This is a genomic window from Actinacidiphila glaucinigra, assembly GCF_035918135.1.
Lineage (GTDB): Bacteria > Actinomycetota > Actinomycetes > Streptomycetales > Streptomycetaceae > Actinacidiphila > Actinacidiphila glaucinigra.
Genome location: NZ_CP109144.1, coordinates 2,415,162 through 2,430,485 on the forward strand (window position 1 = coordinate 2,415,162; position 15,324 = coordinate 2,430,485).

A 15,324-nucleotide genomic window follows, 5' to 3' on the forward strand; every position below is an offset into this window, starting at 1 on the left:
AACACGAATACCCCCAGACTGTCACAGTCTCCCCTGCGCTCCGCGGCGCACCGGGGGCACACGTCGGGCACGCCGGAGCATAGGCTCGGGGCGAGACGAGGAGGCACGAGTGGCGGTCGAGATCACCTGGTGGGGACACGCGACGGTGACCGTGCGGGACTCGGGGGTGCGGGTGCTCACCGATCCGCTGTTCGCCCCGCGCCTGGCCCACCTGCGCAGGCGGCGCGGCGCGGTACCGCCGCCGGGCGCCGCGCTGGCGGACGTCGCCGTCGTCTCCCACCTGCACGCCGACCATCTGCACACCGGCTCGCTGGCCCGGCTCTCCCGGGGTACCCGGGTACTGGTGCCGCGCGGTGCCCCCGCCGCGGTGCCCCGGCTGCGGCGGCTCGCCGCCGACCGGCGACTGGACCTGACCGAGGTCGCCCCCGGTGACGAGGTGAAGGTGGACGCGCTGACGGTACGCGTGGTGAGCGCCGCGCACGACGGACGGCGGCTGCCGTACGGGCCGCGCCGCTCCCCCGCGCTGGGCTACGTGCTGGTGGGCGAGGAACGAACGTACTTCGCCGGGGACACCGGGCTGTTCGACGGGATGGCGGACGAGGTCGGCCCCTGCGACGCCGCGCTGCTGCCGGTCGGCGGCTGGGGACCGTTCCTCGGCACCGGCCACCTCGACGCGGCGCGCGCCGCCCAGGCCCTGGAGCGGCTCGCCCCGCGCGCCGCCGTGCCCATCCACTACGGCACGTACTGGCCGATCGGCATGGACGCCGTCCGCCCGCACGAATTCCACTCCCCGGGCGAGGAGTTCGTCCGGCTCGCCGGGCAGCTGGCACCCGCGGTGGCGGTGCACCGGCTGGAGCACGGGGAGAGCATGCTGCTGGAGGCCGCCAGATGAGCGGACTCACCCTGCTCGCGGAGCAGACCTCCTCCCAGTCCACCGGCCAGGCGGTCGGCTACCCCTCGCTCTTCCTGCTGGTCGTGCTCGGTTCGCTCGTACCGGTCGTGCCCACCGGCGCGCTCGTCAGCAGCGCCGCCGTCGTCGCCTTCCACCAGACCGCCCCCTTCTCCCTGGCCCTGGTCTTCGTCATCGCCTCCTGCGCCGCCTTCCTCGGCGACATGGGCCTCTACCTGCTCGGCCACCGCGGCGTACGCTCGCGCAACGGCTCGCGCTGGATGCGGCGGTTGCAGGAGCGCGCCGACCCCGCGCACCTCGCCGACGCGCAACGCCGGCTCGACGAGCACGGCGTGACCGTCCTGGTCCTGTCCCGCCTCATACCCGCCGGCCGCATCCCGGTGATGGTCGCCTGCCTGCTCGCCGAGATGCCGGTCCGCCGCTTCGCGCGTGGCGACGTCCCGGCCTGCCTGGCCTGGGCGGCGGCCTACCAGCTCATCGGCATCCTCGGCGGCACCCTCTTCCCCGAGCCGTGGCAGGGCGTCCTGCTCGCCGTCGCCCTCACCCTGCTCATCGCCTCCGCGCCCCATCTGCGGCGCCGCCTCCGCGGCTCCGCCTCCGGCCCCACCACCCCCGACGACACCGCGGCGGAACACCCCGGCCACTGAGCGCCTCGCGGCGGGGGCGCTCCGAGCCGGGCCTGCCCCCGCCCGCGGACCCGGTGCGGCCCAGTGGCGGCGCCCATGCCTTCGCGACGACGGCCACGAGCGCCGAACCCGCGTGGATCCGACGCAGGACAACGCCCGGCGCACGGGCACCCGGTCAGCCACCGGCCGCGCCATCTGCGCGCGCACCATCGCCGACGGCCAAGTGAGCGCAGGCACCGGCACGGTGGCGACCACTCATCGCGGGTACGCGGAAGCGCCTCACCCCGCCCCCAGCCACCAGGGGACCCACTTCACTGAACCCCACCGAGGGCACACGCGGCGGGCCCTCGCCGCCGTCAGGTCGGACAGCCCGGCGGCACTGAGGCCGCCGTGGTTCTGCCGCGGGGCTGTCCGACGCCGACGGCAACACGCCCGGGTACGGCACGGACACGGGCGCGCCCGGACGAGCGGACGCCCGGCGCCGGGCAAGGCACGACGCCCGTGCGGCCCCCGCAACCTGCGCCGGCAGGCGCCTCGTCCCACCCACCGACAGCAGCACCCGCACACGGCTCGGACGCCGCTCGTCGTCAGGCCGGCGGGCCGTGTCCGCCGGCGAAGACCCCGGGTCAGGCGGCGCCCGTGGCCAGGCCGGCGATCGCGGCCTCCAGGCCGGACAACGCCGCGGCGACATGGGGCAGTTCGATCGGATCCCGGGCCTCGAGGGCGGCACGGCGCATGGCGTCGTCCGCGCCATGGAGGGGCCCGGTGTCGATGCGGACGTGGAGCGCGGAGGGGTCGTCGCCGAAGCGGTGGCCGCCGGGGGCGGGGCGGCCGAGCAGGGTGGACAGCGCGGTCTCCAGGGTCGGGGCGTCCGTGACGCCTGCGGCTGCCAGGGCGTGCCGCAGGGGGCCGAGGTCGGCGTAGAGGTGGAAGCCCGCCTCGGGCGGGCGGCTCAGGGCGCCGGCCCGGGTGACCGCTCGGTACGTGGCGGCGCCGAGGGCGGCGTGCAGACGGCTCGCCGCGTCGAGGTGGGCCCTGACCTCGTCGCCCTCGGCGAGCGCGAGGGCGGCCGCGGCGGCCACCGGCTCCGGGAGCACCGCGCGCAGCCCCGCGCAGTGGTCCGCCACGGCGGCGCGCAGTCGCGCACCCTCCGCGGTGGCCGGGAAGCGGGCGATCGCCACTGGCCAGGACGGCGGCACCAGGGCCGCGCACAGGTCGGTGAGCACGACCGTCCGGCCCGGCAGCGTCTCGGCGGGGGTGAGCAGCACGGTCTCGTGCGGACGGTGCACGGTGTCGGCGTACGTCTCGTCGGAGACCAGGAGGAGCCCGCACTGCTCGGTCGCCTCGCACACCTCGTGCAGCAGTTCCGGGGGCGTCACCGTCCCGCTGGGGTCGTCGGCGGCCGCCATGAGCAGGACCCGCGGGTCGGCGCCCTCCGCGCGGGCCCGGCGGACCGCTTCCAGCAGGGCGAAGGGGTCGGGGGCGCCGCCACCGACCGCGGGGGTCTGCACCGTCGTGATGCGGCGGCCGAGGGTCCGCACCAGCGGCGCCTGCCAGGCGGCGGCGGGCCTGGCGAGCACGACGTCACCGTCCACCGCCGCGAGCAGCGCCAGCAGCAGGGGCTCCGCGCCCGGCGCGGCAACGGCGCCGGCGGCGGACGTGGCGAGCCCGCGGCGTTCCCAGTAGCCCGCCGCGGCCCTACGCACCGCCTCGCCGCCCCCGGGCGGCTCCGGTGCGGCACCGCCCGGCATCCCGGCCGACAGGCCCTCCGCCCAGTACCGGGGTACCGGCAACCCGGGGTCCGGCCTGCCGCCGCTGCGCGCGAGTCGCCCGGCCGGGGCCGACGGTGAGGTCCGCTGCATCCGTGCCTCCGGTGGGATCGGGTGACCGGCGGGGTCGGTGACCGGGCCCGCGGACCCGGCCCACGCCACCCTGGCACGCGCTCCGCACCCCCGCCGCCGGGGCGCGCGCATTTCCTCTGCGTGCCGCCGGGATTCCGGGGCAACCGGAATCGAGGAGGTGTTCCCATGGTCCCGTTGCTACTCGTTCTGCTGCTCGCCCTCGTCCTTTTCGGCGCGGGTTTCGCCGTCAAGATCCTCTGGTGGGTCGCCCTGGTCGTCCTGGTGCTGTGGCTGCTCGGATTCGTCGCACGAAGCGGTTCCGGCGGCTCGCGCTGGTACCGGTGGTAGTGCACGGAACCGCGAGCGGAACGCGGGGCGTGCGGCGGCCGTCGGGCGGCCGCGCGGCCCGCATGCGCGGGTGTTCGCCGCCCGGTTCGCTATTGCTGGGCCTGGACCGGCATCCGCAGCGTCCGGGCCCTCGCCCCGGCCCGGGTACGGCCGGAGGAGACCATCCGCTGGGGATGACGGCGCAGGTACTCGCCCTCCAGGGCCGCCATCCGCGAGTTGTGGGCGTCGAGGGCCGCGCCGGAGCCGTAGAGCAGCGTCTCGTGGCGGGTCCGGTGGACCGACTCCAGTTCCTGCACCAGTTGTCGTTCGTCCAGGTCTGCGGGGTCGACCCCGCCGGGGTAGCGGCTCATGGGGCGCGCACCTTCCTTTCGCCTCCCGGTCACCTCGCCCGTTTGGTACCCCCGGTGCGGGGATTCATCCACTTCTGCGGGCATTCGACAGGCATCGGACCCCTGGTCCGGGTAGACGATGGAGAGACCTGACCCCTGAGGAAAGGAGCCACCGTGCAACGAGGAAGCGACCGTCTGAGCGTCCACCGTGACGACGAGATGAAGCACGAGCTGCGCGAGATGCTGCGCTCCGGGCACTCCACCCGGGTCGAGGAGTGGCACGACCCCGAACCCGCCGCCGACGACGACCCCGAGGTCGGCACGGGACCGGCCTGGGCCGGTGCCCCCGAGGGCACGGCGGTGCGGTTCGAGCTCGCCCGGCACCTGACCCGGCAGCCGTTCCCCGCGCGGCGCGGCGACCTGCTGCGCGCCCTGCGCGACCGGCACGCGCCGGACCCCCTGACCGACCTGGTGGACGGACTCCCCGGCGACAACCGGCGGTACGCCAACGTCCAGGAAGTCGTCCGGACCCTGGGCATGCGCCCGGAGGCCTGACGGGCCGCGGGGCCGGTCCTCCGGCCCCGCGCGGCCGCACCCGACCGCGGCCCCGGACCGCACCGCACCGCCCGCACCGCCCGGGAATCGATCGATCATGGAGGTAGTCGTTGTGCGCCGGATCCTGAGCGCATGGGACAAGGAACTGTTCCTGAACGTGGCGACCCGTTCGTGGCCGGCCGCCGAGCCGGTGCTGCCCCGGCTCAGCAGGGCCGCGAACCACGGGCTGCTCTGGTTCGGGGTCGCGGCCGGCATCGCGGCCGTCGGCGGCCGCACCGGCCGCCGCGCCGCCCTGCGCGGCGCCGGGTCGCTGGCGGTGGCGTCGGCAGTGGTCAACACCATCGGCAAGGGCGCGGTGCGCCGCAACCGCCCGGTCCTCGACTCCGTGCCCGTGATACGCCGTCTGTCGCGGCAGCCCGGCACGACGTCCTTCCCGTCCGGCCATGCCGCGTCGGCCGCCGCGTTCGCCGCGGGCGTCGCCCTGGAATCGCCCCGCTGGGGCGCCGCGGTGCTGCCGGTCGCCTGGTCGGTGGCGTTCTCCCGGATCTACACGGGCGTGCACTACCCCAGCGACGTCGCCGCCGGGATGGCCCTCGGCGCGGGTGCGGCCCTGGCCGTACGCGGCCTCGTGCCGACCGGACGGCAGCTGGCGGTGCCCCCGACCCCCCGGGCCGACGCACCGGCCCTGCCGGACGGCCGCGGACTGTTCGCGGTGGTCAACGAGGTCTCCGGCCCGCCGCCGCTGCTCGGCCAGCCGGCAGAACGGCTGCGCGGCGCGCTGCCGGAGGCCGTGGTCGAGGAGTGCTCCGAGGACGACGACCTCGCCGAGATGCTGGAGAAGGCCGCCCAGCAGGCAGCGGAGGCCGGCGGCGCGCTCGGCATCCACGGCGGGGACGGCAGCGTCAGCCTGGCCGCGTCGATCGCGCTGCGGCACGGCGTGCCGCTGCTCGTCTCCCCCGGCGGCACGTACAACCACTTCGCGCTCGACCTGTCGATCGAGAGCATCGACGACGCCGCGCGGGCGGTCCGGGAGGGCACCGCCATCGCCGTCGACGTCGCACGGGTCACCCCGACCGGCGACGCCGCGGGCAAGGAGGCCGGGTCCGCGGAGTCCACGGTCTTCCTCAACACCTTCAGCATCGGCGTCTACCCCGACCTCGTCCGCTACCGCGAACGCTGGTCGCGGCGCGTGGGCAGCTGGCCCGCGGGGGTGCTGGCCGCCCTGCACGTGCTGCGCACCTCCGCCCCGATCGACCTCGAGATCAACGGGCGGCGGCACTCGGTGTGGATGCTGTTCGCCGGCAACGGCGCCTACCGCAGCATCGGCCCGGCGCCGCTGCGGCGCCGGGCCCTGTCCGACGGGCAGCTCGACGTCCGCATCGTCCCCGGCAGCCCGTACGCCCGCACCCGCCTGCTCGCGGCCGCCCTCACGGGCTCGACGACGGCGCTGCTGCGGCGGCTGCGGATCGGCGGTGTGGACCCCGGCATCCGCCTGGCCTTCGACGGCGAGGTGGCGCCCGCGCCGCGGGAGCTGGTCATCGACAAGGCCAACGAGGCCCTGACCGTCTACCGGCCGCTCTGACCCGGACACACGAAGCGGGCCGCGCTCCCCAGGGGCGCGGCCCGCTTCGCACGTGCGGGCGGGCGGACCGCCGTCAGCCCGACAGTCCCGCCAGCGCCCGGACGCCCTCGCCCTTGATGGTGAGGGTGTCCGGCGACCCCGCGTCTATCGCGAGCGTGAGGTCGTCCGACGGCCAGCCGCTGCTCAGCGCCGCGAGGGGCAGGATGCGGTAGCCCCGTGCGTTGGGCAGGGCGTGCGCCAGGCGCACCTCCGACGTGAAGACCGGGACCAGCTTCGTCCCGTCCTCCTGCTCGAAGACCGGCAGGCTGATCGTCTCCTGCTCCGCCCCGTCCCCCGCGGGCTCCTCCGGCGGCGCAGGCACCGGCAGCAGGATGTCGCTGGCCGCCAGGGTGCTCAGCGCGGCCGCGTTGTCACCACCGGTGGCGATCTCGTGCAGGGCTCGCTGCGCCGGGGGCTGCGCACCGTTCGGAGTGGTGAAATCGGTCATGGCCGTTCCCTTTCCGTTGCTTGCGTACGGGGTGGCTCGGGGCCGCGCGTACCCAGCGAGGGAACGGTCATGCGCGTTCGGCGGGAGTCACTCGTACTCGGTGCCGCCCTTGCGGGGCCCACGTGGACGAGTGGCGTGTCGTGCGGGTGCCGGATCCGGGGTGGTGGGGCCGACTTCCGGAAGGGGGTGTCGGGTGTCGACGACTGGCCGGAGAACCGCACCCCTGGTCGGCAAGGACGCCGAAGATCTTGCGTTCGTCAGTCGAAGACGACGACCTGGCGCCCGACCACGTCGCCGCGGCCGAGGGCATCGAGGTTGTCGTTGATGTCCTCGAGCCCGACCTTGGTGACGTTGTGCTTGACGAGGCCGGCTTCGGCGAGGGAGAGCACCTCGACCAGGTCCAGGTGGTTGCCCCAGAAGGAACCCATGTAGGTCAGCTCCGTCCCCACGAAGGGGAACTGCTTGTGCTCCACGTGGTGGCTCATGAGGCCGACGGCCGCCAGCACACCCTCGGGTCCCAGCAGGTCGAACCCCATCGAGATGGACGCGTTGCTGCCCACGCAGTCCAGGATGGCGTCGACCGTCCTGCGGCCGGTGAGCTGTTCCAGCTCGTCCTGGATGGCCTCGGTGGACTTGTCGCGCACGTTGATCCCGTAGTCGGCACCGTTCTCCTTCGCCACGTCCAGCTTGCCGTCCTTACGGGCGAGCGCCACCACGGTCGCTCCGCCTCCGAGGAGCTTCGCGTACTGGACCGCGTAGCTGCCCAGGCCTCCGATGCCGGTGACGGCGACGGTACGGCCGGGGCCGAGCTTGCCGGTGTCCCGGAGCTTGCGCATCCCGCGGTACGGGGTCATGCCCGCGTCCGTCATCGGGGCGAGGAGCTCAGGCGCCTTCGCCGCGTTCTCCGATACGGGGATCGCATGGCGGCATTCCACGGCCATGTACTCGGCGAAGCCTCCGGGAGGACCGAAGCCCACCCACCTGCCGTTGCCGCTGCACAACTGTTCGTTGCCCTCCCGGCACTGACGGCAGGTGCCGTCGCCCCAACTGGGGTTGACCACGACCATGTCGCCCTCGGCGTAGCCCACCGTCTTCGGTACGGCGCTGCCCAGGCCGGCCACCCGGCCGGTCACCTCGTGGCCGGGAATGTAGGGCAGGTCCACGGGGAACGGAACCTCGAAGTAGCCGTTGAGGAGCTGGTAGTCGCTGCGGCACATGCCCGTCGCTGCGACCTTCAGCAGGATCTCGTCCGGCGCTGGAGCGGGAACGGGAACCTCCTCGATTCGCAGGGGCTCTTTGTATCCGTGCATCCGAGCTGCTTGCATCTGCATGGGGGTGCCTCGCTCTAGTTGGCGAACAGCACTGTGCGCCGGTGCGGCGTGACGAGTTCGGATGCCGCACCGGCGACGTGGCCGCCGCATCGGACATTTCCAGGGTCCTGCGCTTGCCGGTGCCGCGCATCCGGAGCCGCGGGCGGGACAGCGCGAGCCGTCGCCGTCCCGTCACTTTTCGTAACTCGGTTGAATGTGCGTATTACTTCGCGCCCTCCGGGCGGGAGCGGAAGCGCCGTGGCCCGGCGCCCCACCGGGACCTACGGTTGACCGGTGCGAGTGCGGCGCCGGACGGAGTGGCTGCGGTCCCCTCTTCCGTGCCGTCGCAGCGGGCGGGTTGCCGTCCGTGCCGGGGACGCCACGGCAGCGGGCGTTGACGCCTTCGACGTCGGCTGCCCTGAGGCGCGGCCTGAATTGCCGGTCGGAATCGCCGGTCATAGCGTGAAGGCATGGCCATCGCAACGATCAGCCCCGTGACCGGCGAGGTCCTCGAGCGGTTCGACGAGCTCACCCCCGAGGAACTCGAGGACAAACTGGCCCGGGCGGCCGCCGCGGCCGCGTCGTACCGCCTGACGACCCCGGAGCAGCGGGCGGGATGGGTCGAACAGGCCGCCGCCCACCTGGAGAAGGAGACCGACTCCGTCGCCCGGCTGCTCACCACGGAGATGGGAAAGACGCTCCGGGCAGCCAGGGAGGAAGTGGTCAAGTGCGTCCGCGGGCTGCGCTTCTATGCCGCCGAGGCTCCCGCGTTCCTGCGGGACCGGCCCGGTGACGGCCCCGGCGTCGGCGCGCGCCAGACGTACGTCACCTACCAGCCGCTCGGTGTCGTCCTCGCCGTGATGCCGTGGAACTTCCCGCTGTGGCAGGCCATGCGGTTCGCCGCCCCCGCGCTGATGGCGGGCAACGTGGGCCTGCTCAAGCACGCCTCCAACGTGCCGCGGACCGCCCTGTACATGGAGCAGTTGTTCCGTGACGCGGGCTTCCCGGACGACGTGTTCCAGACCCTGCTGATCTCCTCCGGACGGGTCGAGCAGGTGCTGCGGGACGAGCGCCTGGCGGCCGCGACGCTCACCGGCAGCGAACCCGCGGGACGGTCGGTGGCCGCCATCGCCGGGGACGAGATCAAGAAGGTGGTCCTCGAACTCGGCGGTTCCGACCCCTTCATCGTGATGCCGTCCACGGACCTGGAGCGGGCCACCGACGCCGCGGTCGGGGCACGATGCCTCAACAACGGGCAGTCGTGCATCAACGGCAAGCGGTTCTTCGTCCACGCCGACGTCGCGGAGGCCTTCATCGGGATGTTCGTGGCGAAGATGGGCGCGCTGGTCGTGGGGGACCCGATGGACGACGGGACGGACGTCGGGCCGCTGGCCACCGAGTCCGGCCGCCGTGACGTGGAGGCCTACGTGGAGGATGCCGTGAGCAAGGGGGCGACGGTGCTGGTGGGCGGGGAACGGCCGGACCGGCCCGGCTGGTTCTACCCTCCCACGGTGCTGACGGACATCTCTCCCGACATGAACATGTTCCACGAGGAGGTCTTCGGCCCGGTGGCACAGGTCTGGACGGTGTCCTCGCTGGAGGAGGCGCTCCGGATCGCCAACGGCCACCCGTACGGGCTGGGTTCCAACCTGTGGAGCGAGGACGAGGCGGAGCGGGCGCTGTTCGTACGGGACGTGCAGTCGGGCATGGCCTTCATCAACGGCAACACGACCAGCTACCCGGAGATCCCCTTCGGCGGCGTGAAGCGCAGCGGGTACGGACGCGAACTGTCGGACCTGGGCATGCGCGAGTTCATGAACGCCAAGACCGTCTGGATCGGCGAGAACGCGGACGGCACGTCGTAGCCCAAAGCGAGGTACCGCCGTGATCAAGCCCTATGGTCCCTACGACTTCATGCCGACGATCCCGGGTTTCTCGCTGACCTCGCAGTCCCTGGCCGGCGGCGAACAACTGGCGCGCGAGCACGTGAGCGGCATCCTGGGAGCGGGCGGATCGGACGTCTCACCGCAGCTGAGCTGGTCCGGCTTCCCCGAAGGGACCCGCAGCTTCACGGTCGCCATGTTCGACCCCGACGTGCCCACCGCCTCCGGCTTCTGGCACTGGGCCGTGGCCAACCTCCCCGCCTCCGTGACCGACCTGCCGGCCGGGGCCGGAGACGGAAGCGAGCTGCCGGGCGGAGCGGTGACGCTGCCCAACGACGCCGGCTACAGAAGGTACCTCGGTCCGGCGACGCCCCCGGGCAACGGTCCGGACCGCTACTTCCTCGTGGTGCACGCCGTCGACGTGGAGAAGCTGGACGTGTCCGGGACGACGGCCCCCGCCCTCATGGAGTTCCAGCTGTTCACGCACGCGATCGCCCGGGCGACCATGTACGGCACCTTCGAGCGGTGAGCAGGCCGGACGTCCGGCCTCGGCCGGTCACCGTGCTCGCCGGGCGAGAGGCCCGGGTCGGGGCCCCCTCACCCAAGAGCTCCTCAAGGCCCTCACCTGACCGGTGGCACGCCGGCGGGCGCCAACCACTCACCACCGGAGGTACGTCATGGCCCAGGTCATCGCCGGCCCCAGGATCACCGGGGTCCACCACCTCTCCTTCACCGTGTCCAACCTGGAGGACAGCCTGGACTGGTACCAACGGCTGTTCAGCGCCGAACGCGTCGACTACAAGTTCAACCACCTCTACCGCGAATCGACCGGGTACGGGGTCCTGCTGATCACCCCCGATTCCGGCCTCGTGATCGGGTTGCACAAGAACACGGGCAACCAGCACGAGGGCTTCCTCGAATCCCGGACCGGGCTGGACCACATCTCGTTCCAGGTCGGCTCCCGAGCCGACCTCGAGTCCTGGATGTCCTGGCTCGACGAGCTGGGCATCGCGCACACACCCGTCCGGGACGAGACGGAACCCTTCGCCTACTCGACCGTGGTGTTCCGCGACCCCGACAACCTCCAACTCGAGTTCCTCGCCCTGGACTGAGGGCCGACTGCGACGACTTGCCGTCAACCACCGACTCGGCACGGTGGATGTCGAGTCGGCGGGCGGACGCGAAGCACCTCGCATCACCGGCGCTCTACGCGCCGGCCGGCAACGCGCCGTTCACGTCGGTGAAGCCGTAGCGGTGCGCGAGGTCGCTCGTGGAGACCGCGGATCCCGAGCGGTCGCGAACTGCCGGGTCGGTGGCCAGCGCTGTCACGGCACGCCCGACGAAGCGGGGCGACTCCGCCCCGCTGACGTCGAACCTGCCCTCTCCGGGCAGCTCGATCTCGGAACGGTCGTTGCCCGCTCTGCGTACGGCGGCGTCGACCAACTCGGTCCTGACGAGTCCGGGCCACACCGACACCACGGACACGCCCCGCGGGCGCAACTCCACCGCCATATCGGCCGTCATCTTGTCGAGAGCGGCCTTGCCCACGCCGTACGCGGTGTTGTGGGAGTACTGGCGTGCGCCCGCGGACTCGCCGCCCGACGAACGGGACGCCCGTATGACGGCCGCTGCCGCAGCCGCGCTCTGTTCGTCCCTCGGCGCCGCACCCACACGCGACGACATCGTCGCCGCCATGACCTTCCTGCGCGCGGGAGTGGAGGCTTTGGCGGCAACGAGCAACTAGAAAACGTCCGCCCGAACAGGCGACGCCTCTGGACACGGCTCGCATCCGAAGGATGCCGTACCGCGCCGAAGAACGGGCGCGGACCGGCGGCGGGCCTAGAGGGCGTCCGCGTTCGGGGGGTCGTGGACGGTGCGCCGTTCGGCCGTGACGCGCAGCGTCGACATCGGGTTCCCCCTCGTGGTGGTGCGTGGATCGCACCACTGTGCCGGGATGCCCCGCGCCGCGGGCGAACGGTTTTTCAGGGCGTCGGCGCCATGCGGAAGTCGTAGCCCTTGGGCAGTGGCTCGTCGGTGAGGGCGCGCCAGGTCGTGTGCAGCGACTCCTCGCCCTCCCGCAGGTCGTCGACGGTGAAGCCCTCCTCGAAGACGGCCCGCGCGCCCGCGGTGTCCCCTGCGGCCAGCAGGACTTGGGCGTGCAGCAGCCGGAAGCGCCCGCGCTCGCGGGTGGTCCCGGGCAGGGCGTCGAGGACGGCGGCGGCGTCGCCGGGTCGGCGGGCGGCCAGGAGCGCCGGCACGGCCTCGCGGGCCAGGGCCGCTGCGGCGGTGGCCCAGGCCTCCCCTCCGGGGACGGCCCGGAAGGCGTCGAGGTAGCGCTGCGCTGCGCGTTCGGGGTTGCCGTCGCTCTGGTCGGCGACGGCGAGGCAGCGCAGCGGAAGGCACGACCCCGATTCCGCGGCGGCCCGCTCCCAGCTGCGGACGGCCTGCGCGCGGTCGCCCGCGTGCCACTGGGCAAGGCCCAGATGGTAGTCCAGGGCCCATGCGTTGCCCTCGTACGTGCCCGCGGTCTCCAGGAGTTCCCGCCACTCCGGGGAGACGAGCACCGGGCCGGGGACGGTGTCCTCACCGAGTCTCGGGAAGACCCCGGCGAGCAGGAGTTCCAGCCACGGCTTCTGGCGCTCGCCCAGGGTGTCGGGCGCGAAGGGCGTACCGGGCAGGTCGAACCGGCCGCGGGTGACCTCCAGCGCGCCCCAGCCGGAGCCGGTGGCGAGGACGTCCTTGGGCTCGGTGTCGGCGGCGGGCAGCCACGCCTCGTGGGCGGCGCGCAGGTGCTCGCGCGGCAGGACCGCCTCCAGGCGTTCCGCCACGGCGCCCGAATCCGCGCCGGGGGCGGCCTCCAGCGGGCCGTACGCCTCCAGCCAGCTCACGGCGGCGCCCGCGGCCAGGGGGAGGTGTTCGAGCTGGGTGGGGGCGAGTCCGGCCTGGATCTCCAGGTAGCCGGGGCCGTCGCCCTCGTCCCCGGCGAGCCAGCGCTGCCAGCGGCGTCCGCCGGAACCCCGGCCCCAGACGAAGAGCTTGCGGCCGCGGAGGGCGTCGGTGGATGTCTGCACGAGGCCGCGGCCGTCGGCGTCGAGGGCCGCGATCCAGGGGCGGGTGCCGTCGGGCAGGTCGTAGAACCAGTCGGCCGGGTGCTCGGAGGCGGTGGGCGCCTCGGGGACGGGCACCCGCTGGAGGGTGCGCGACGCGCCGAAGTGCCAGGCGTGGGTGGCGGGTGCGACGACGCGGGTGCCAGGTGTCTGGGGTACGGCGGTGTTGGACCACCAGTAGAGGGGAACGGTCCGGTGGTGAGGATTGCGGACGCGTACCCCCGCGTAGAGGAAGTCGGAGCCCTCGGGGAGCCACAGGTCGATCTGGAAGGGCAGGTCGCGCAGCCGCTCCCACTCCCAGAGGCGGAGCATCTCCCCGCCGTCGGGGGCCGGGACACGGGCGGCGTGGAGCGGGGCGCAGCTGAGCGCGGTGTGCCCGGTGGCGCCCGGATTCCATTCGACGCCGCCGGAGAACCAGGCACCGGCGAGGCCGAAGTCGGCGTACTGCAGGACGGGGTCGGTGTGCAGCAGTTCGCGGCCCGAGGGCTTGTGGTGCAGCGCGTACAGGCGGCCGCCGAGCCCCGGCAGGACCGTGGCGCGCAGCCGGTCGTTCTCCAGGACGACCGCGTCCAGTGCGGTGGGCACGCGCTCGCGGGTGTAGCCGTCGAGGCGCGGAACGGGAAGCAGGGTGCGCAGTCGCCCGTAGCCGATGCGCCCGGCCATGCCGGGCGGCAACGCGGCGCTCTCGGCCGGGTCGAGGAGGTGTGGCTCCCCGGGCGCCCTGAGCGCGGGCAGGGGGTTCTCCGGGCCGAGCGGGCTGGCCGGGAGGGTGAGGGTGGTGCGTCGCACGGTGGTGGCCAAGAGGTCCCTCTCTCTGTCCCCGCTGGTCGGGTGAGGACATGGAACCCCGTATCGGCCCGCGCCGTCAGGGATTTGGACCTCATGGACCGGGCCGCGTGCGGACTTCAATATATGGTGAACGTCATTTTGTCCTTCTTTTGCCGTCGGACGGGTCCGGGAGGGTTTGCCGATCATGCTGTCCACGCTCTGGAGCCCGCCGAACGGCACGCCCTCGCGCGCGCCCCGCGTCCCGCGCCCCGCGCCCGTCGAACGCGCGCACAGTCCGCGGCTCGCGGCGCTGGCCGCCCGCCCCGGGCGCGAGGCGGAGTTCTGGCGGGCCGTGGAGGCCGAGGGGACACCCCTGGTGGAGCGCCTGGACGGCGACCCCGGGCACGCCGCGGTCACCTTCCTCTGGCGCGGAACGGCCGCGACGCGCGCCGTGCTGGCCCTGCCCAACCAGGTACTCGACCCTGACGACCTGGCCGGCAACCTGATGTCGCGCGTGCCGGGCACGGACGTGTGGCACTGGACGATAAGGATGCGCGCCGACTGGCGCGCCACGTACGCGCTGTGCGTGGACGAGGGCGAGGGCGCCGCCGCGGCTCCCTCCGGGCCCAAGGGGCAGGCCTACCTGCGCGGGCTGCGCCGACACCCGCGGCGCGACCCCCTCAACCGGACCGTGTTCCCCACCCGTTGGGGCACCGAGCCGCTCTCGGTGGTCGCCCTCCCCGCGGCCCCGGCGCCGCTCGGCGCGTGGCGGGACCGGCCGGGGCCGCCGGCGGGCGAGGTCTCCGTCCACACCATGCGCAGCGCGCACCTGCGCAACTGGCGCCGGGTGTGGGCCTACACGCCGTCCGGCTACGAGGACCTGGCCGGGCTGCCGGTGGTGGTGCTGCTCGACGGGGACGTGTGGCAGCAGCACCTCGACGTCTCGTCGCTGCTCGACGGGCTCGTGGCGGCCGGTGCGCTGCCGCCGCTGGTCGCGCTGATGCCGGACGCGCTGGACAGCGACACCCGGCGCCGCGAACTCACCTGCGACGACCGCTTCGTGGCCTTCCTGACCCGCGAACTGCTGCCCTGGGCGGCCCGTCGGTGGCCGGTCAGCGGCGACCCGGCGCGCACGGTCGTCGCCGGCCAGGGCCTCGGCGGACTGGCCGCGGCGTACGCCGCGCTGCGGCGGCCGGAGCGCTTCGGGAACGTGCTCGCGCAGTCCGGCGCCTTCTGGTGGCCGGCCGGGCACCGCGCGGAGGCGCTGCCCGAGGAGTGGCTCACCGGACGCGTGGCGTCGCTCGCCCGAAGACCGGTCCGCTTCCACCTGTCGGCGGGCCTGCAGGAGTGGGGTCTGACGGCCGCGGTCCGCCGGCTGCGGGACGCCCTGCTGGCCCAGGGCTACGAAGTGGCGCACCACGAGTACAACGGCGGCCACGACTACCTGTGCTGGCGCGAGGAACTCGCCCACGGGCTCGTCTCCCTGCTGCGCGGTCCCTTCCCGGACACTCTCCGTGGCCCTCGGGTGTCGGCCCCGGCCGACACCGAACCGGTCTGACACTGCGGCACGGCGCGGTG

The 15,324-nt window shown here is 73.8% G+C and carries 15 protein-coding genes; 9 read left to right on the top strand and 6 right to left on the bottom strand.

Going from position 1 to position 15,324, the window contains the following annotated elements:
• The first annotated feature begins 109 nt into the window (after positions 1–109).
• Both OIE69_RS10545 and OIE69_RS10550 read left to right on the top strand, forming a co-directional pair.
• A complete protein-coding gene (locus OIE69_RS10545) occupies positions 110–892 on the top strand; it encodes an MBL fold metallo-hydrolase (protein ID WP_326571703.1) in 783 nt (260 codons plus the stop codon).
• Complete coding sequence (locus tag OIE69_RS10550; protein WP_326571704.1) at positions 889–1,557, top strand: DedA family protein; 669 nt, start codon at positions 889–891, stop codon at positions 1,555–1,557. The genes OIE69_RS10545 and OIE69_RS10550 overlap by 4 nt, the downstream gene beginning before the upstream one ends.
• A gap of 605 nt (positions 1,558–2,162) precedes the next feature.
• Here the strand turns inward: OIE69_RS10550 and OIE69_RS10555 are convergent.
• Positions 2,163–3,398, bottom strand: a complete 1,236-nt coding sequence (locus tag OIE69_RS10555; protein WP_326571705.1) for an aminotransferase class I/II-fold pyridoxal phosphate-dependent enzyme — start codon at positions 3,396–3,398, stop codon at positions 2,163–2,165.
• 165 nt (positions 3,399–3,563) lie between these two features.
• Between OIE69_RS10555 and OIE69_RS10560 the strand changes: the two genes are divergently transcribed.
• On the top strand, positions 3,564–3,725 hold the full coding sequence (locus tag OIE69_RS10560) for a hypothetical protein (RefSeq protein ID WP_018560968.1): 162 nt from the start codon (positions 3,564–3,566) through the stop codon (positions 3,723–3,725).
• 89 nt (positions 3,726–3,814) lie between these two features.
• Here the strand turns inward: OIE69_RS10560 and OIE69_RS10565 are convergent, their stop codons facing one another.
• On the bottom strand, positions 3,815–4,075 hold the full coding sequence (locus OIE69_RS10565; protein ID WP_089222756.1) for a DUF6158 family protein: 261 nt from the start codon (positions 4,073–4,075) through the stop codon (positions 3,815–3,817).
• Positions 4,076–4,228: 153 nt separating this feature from the next.
• On the opposite strand from OIE69_RS10565, the gene OIE69_RS10570 reads away from it, so the two are divergent.
• Both OIE69_RS10570 and OIE69_RS10575 read left to right on the top strand, forming a co-directional pair.
• The gene (locus OIE69_RS10570; RefSeq protein ID WP_089222757.1) at positions 4,229–4,609 is read left to right on the top strand and encodes a DUF2795 domain-containing protein; all 381 of its coding nucleotides are present in this window, start codon (positions 4,229–4,231) and stop codon (positions 4,607–4,609) included.
• A 97-nt stretch (positions 4,610–4,706) separates the two neighbouring features.
• A complete protein-coding gene (locus tag OIE69_RS10575; RefSeq protein WP_326571706.1) occupies positions 4,707–6,191 on the top strand; it encodes a bifunctional phosphatase PAP2/diacylglycerol kinase family protein in 1,485 nt (494 codons plus the stop codon).
• Between the two features lie 73 nt (positions 6,192–6,264).
• Here OIE69_RS10575 and OIE69_RS10580 read toward each other — a convergent pair whose 3' ends face one another.
• Together OIE69_RS10580 and OIE69_RS10585 are read right to left on the bottom strand one after the other, a co-directional pair.
• Positions 6,265–6,678 (bottom strand): SseB family protein, encoded by a 414-nt coding sequence (locus tag OIE69_RS10580; protein WP_089222759.1) that lies wholly within the window; start codon positions 6,676–6,678, stop codon positions 6,265–6,267.
• A 257-nt stretch (positions 6,679–6,935) separates the two neighbouring features.
• The gene (locus tag OIE69_RS10585) at positions 6,936–7,988 is read right to left on the bottom strand and encodes an NAD(P)-dependent alcohol dehydrogenase (RefSeq protein ID WP_326571707.1); all 1,053 of its coding nucleotides are present in this window, start codon (positions 7,986–7,988) and stop codon (positions 6,936–6,938) included.
• 470 nt (positions 7,989–8,458) lie between these two features.
• Between OIE69_RS10585 and OIE69_RS10590 the strand changes: the two genes are divergently transcribed.
• The 3 genes from OIE69_RS10590 to OIE69_RS10600 all read left to right on the top strand — a co-directional run bounded on the left by OIE69_RS10590 (position 8,459) and on the right by OIE69_RS10600 (position 10,983).
• Entirely contained in the window at positions 8,459–9,853 is a 1,395-nt protein-coding gene (locus OIE69_RS10590; protein WP_326571708.1) for an NADP-dependent succinic semialdehyde dehydrogenase, read from the top strand.
• Positions 9,854–9,872: 19 nt separating this feature from the next.
• A complete protein-coding gene (locus OIE69_RS10595; protein WP_326571709.1) occupies positions 9,873–10,400 on the top strand; it encodes a YbhB/YbcL family Raf kinase inhibitor-like protein in 528 nt (175 codons plus the stop codon).
• Positions 10,401–10,548: 148 nt separating this feature from the next.
• Entirely contained in the window at positions 10,549–10,983 is a 435-nt protein-coding gene (locus tag OIE69_RS10600) for a VOC family protein (protein ID WP_326571710.1), read from the top strand.
• A 94-nt stretch (positions 10,984–11,077) separates the two neighbouring features.
• Here the strand turns inward: OIE69_RS10600 and OIE69_RS10605 are convergent, their stop codons facing one another.
• Both OIE69_RS10605 and OIE69_RS10610 read right to left on the bottom strand, forming a co-directional pair.
• The gene (locus tag OIE69_RS10605; protein WP_326571711.1) at positions 11,078–11,554 is read right to left on the bottom strand and encodes an SDR family NAD(P)-dependent oxidoreductase; all 477 of its coding nucleotides are present in this window, start codon (positions 11,552–11,554) and stop codon (positions 11,078–11,080) included.
• Positions 11,555–11,853: 299 nt separating this feature from the next.
• On the bottom strand, positions 11,854–13,779 hold the full coding sequence (locus tag OIE69_RS10610) for a DUF5107 domain-containing protein (RefSeq protein WP_326571712.1): 1,926 nt from the start codon (positions 13,777–13,779) through the stop codon (positions 11,854–11,856).
• 172 nt (positions 13,780–13,951) lie between these two features.
• On the opposite strand from OIE69_RS10610, the gene fes reads away from it, so the two are divergent.
• The gene (fes, locus tag OIE69_RS10615) at positions 13,952–15,304 is read left to right on the top strand and encodes an enterochelin esterase (protein WP_326571713.1); all 1,353 of its coding nucleotides are present in this window, start codon (positions 13,952–13,954) and stop codon (positions 15,302–15,304) included.
• Positions 15,305–15,324: the final 20 nt, after the last annotated feature.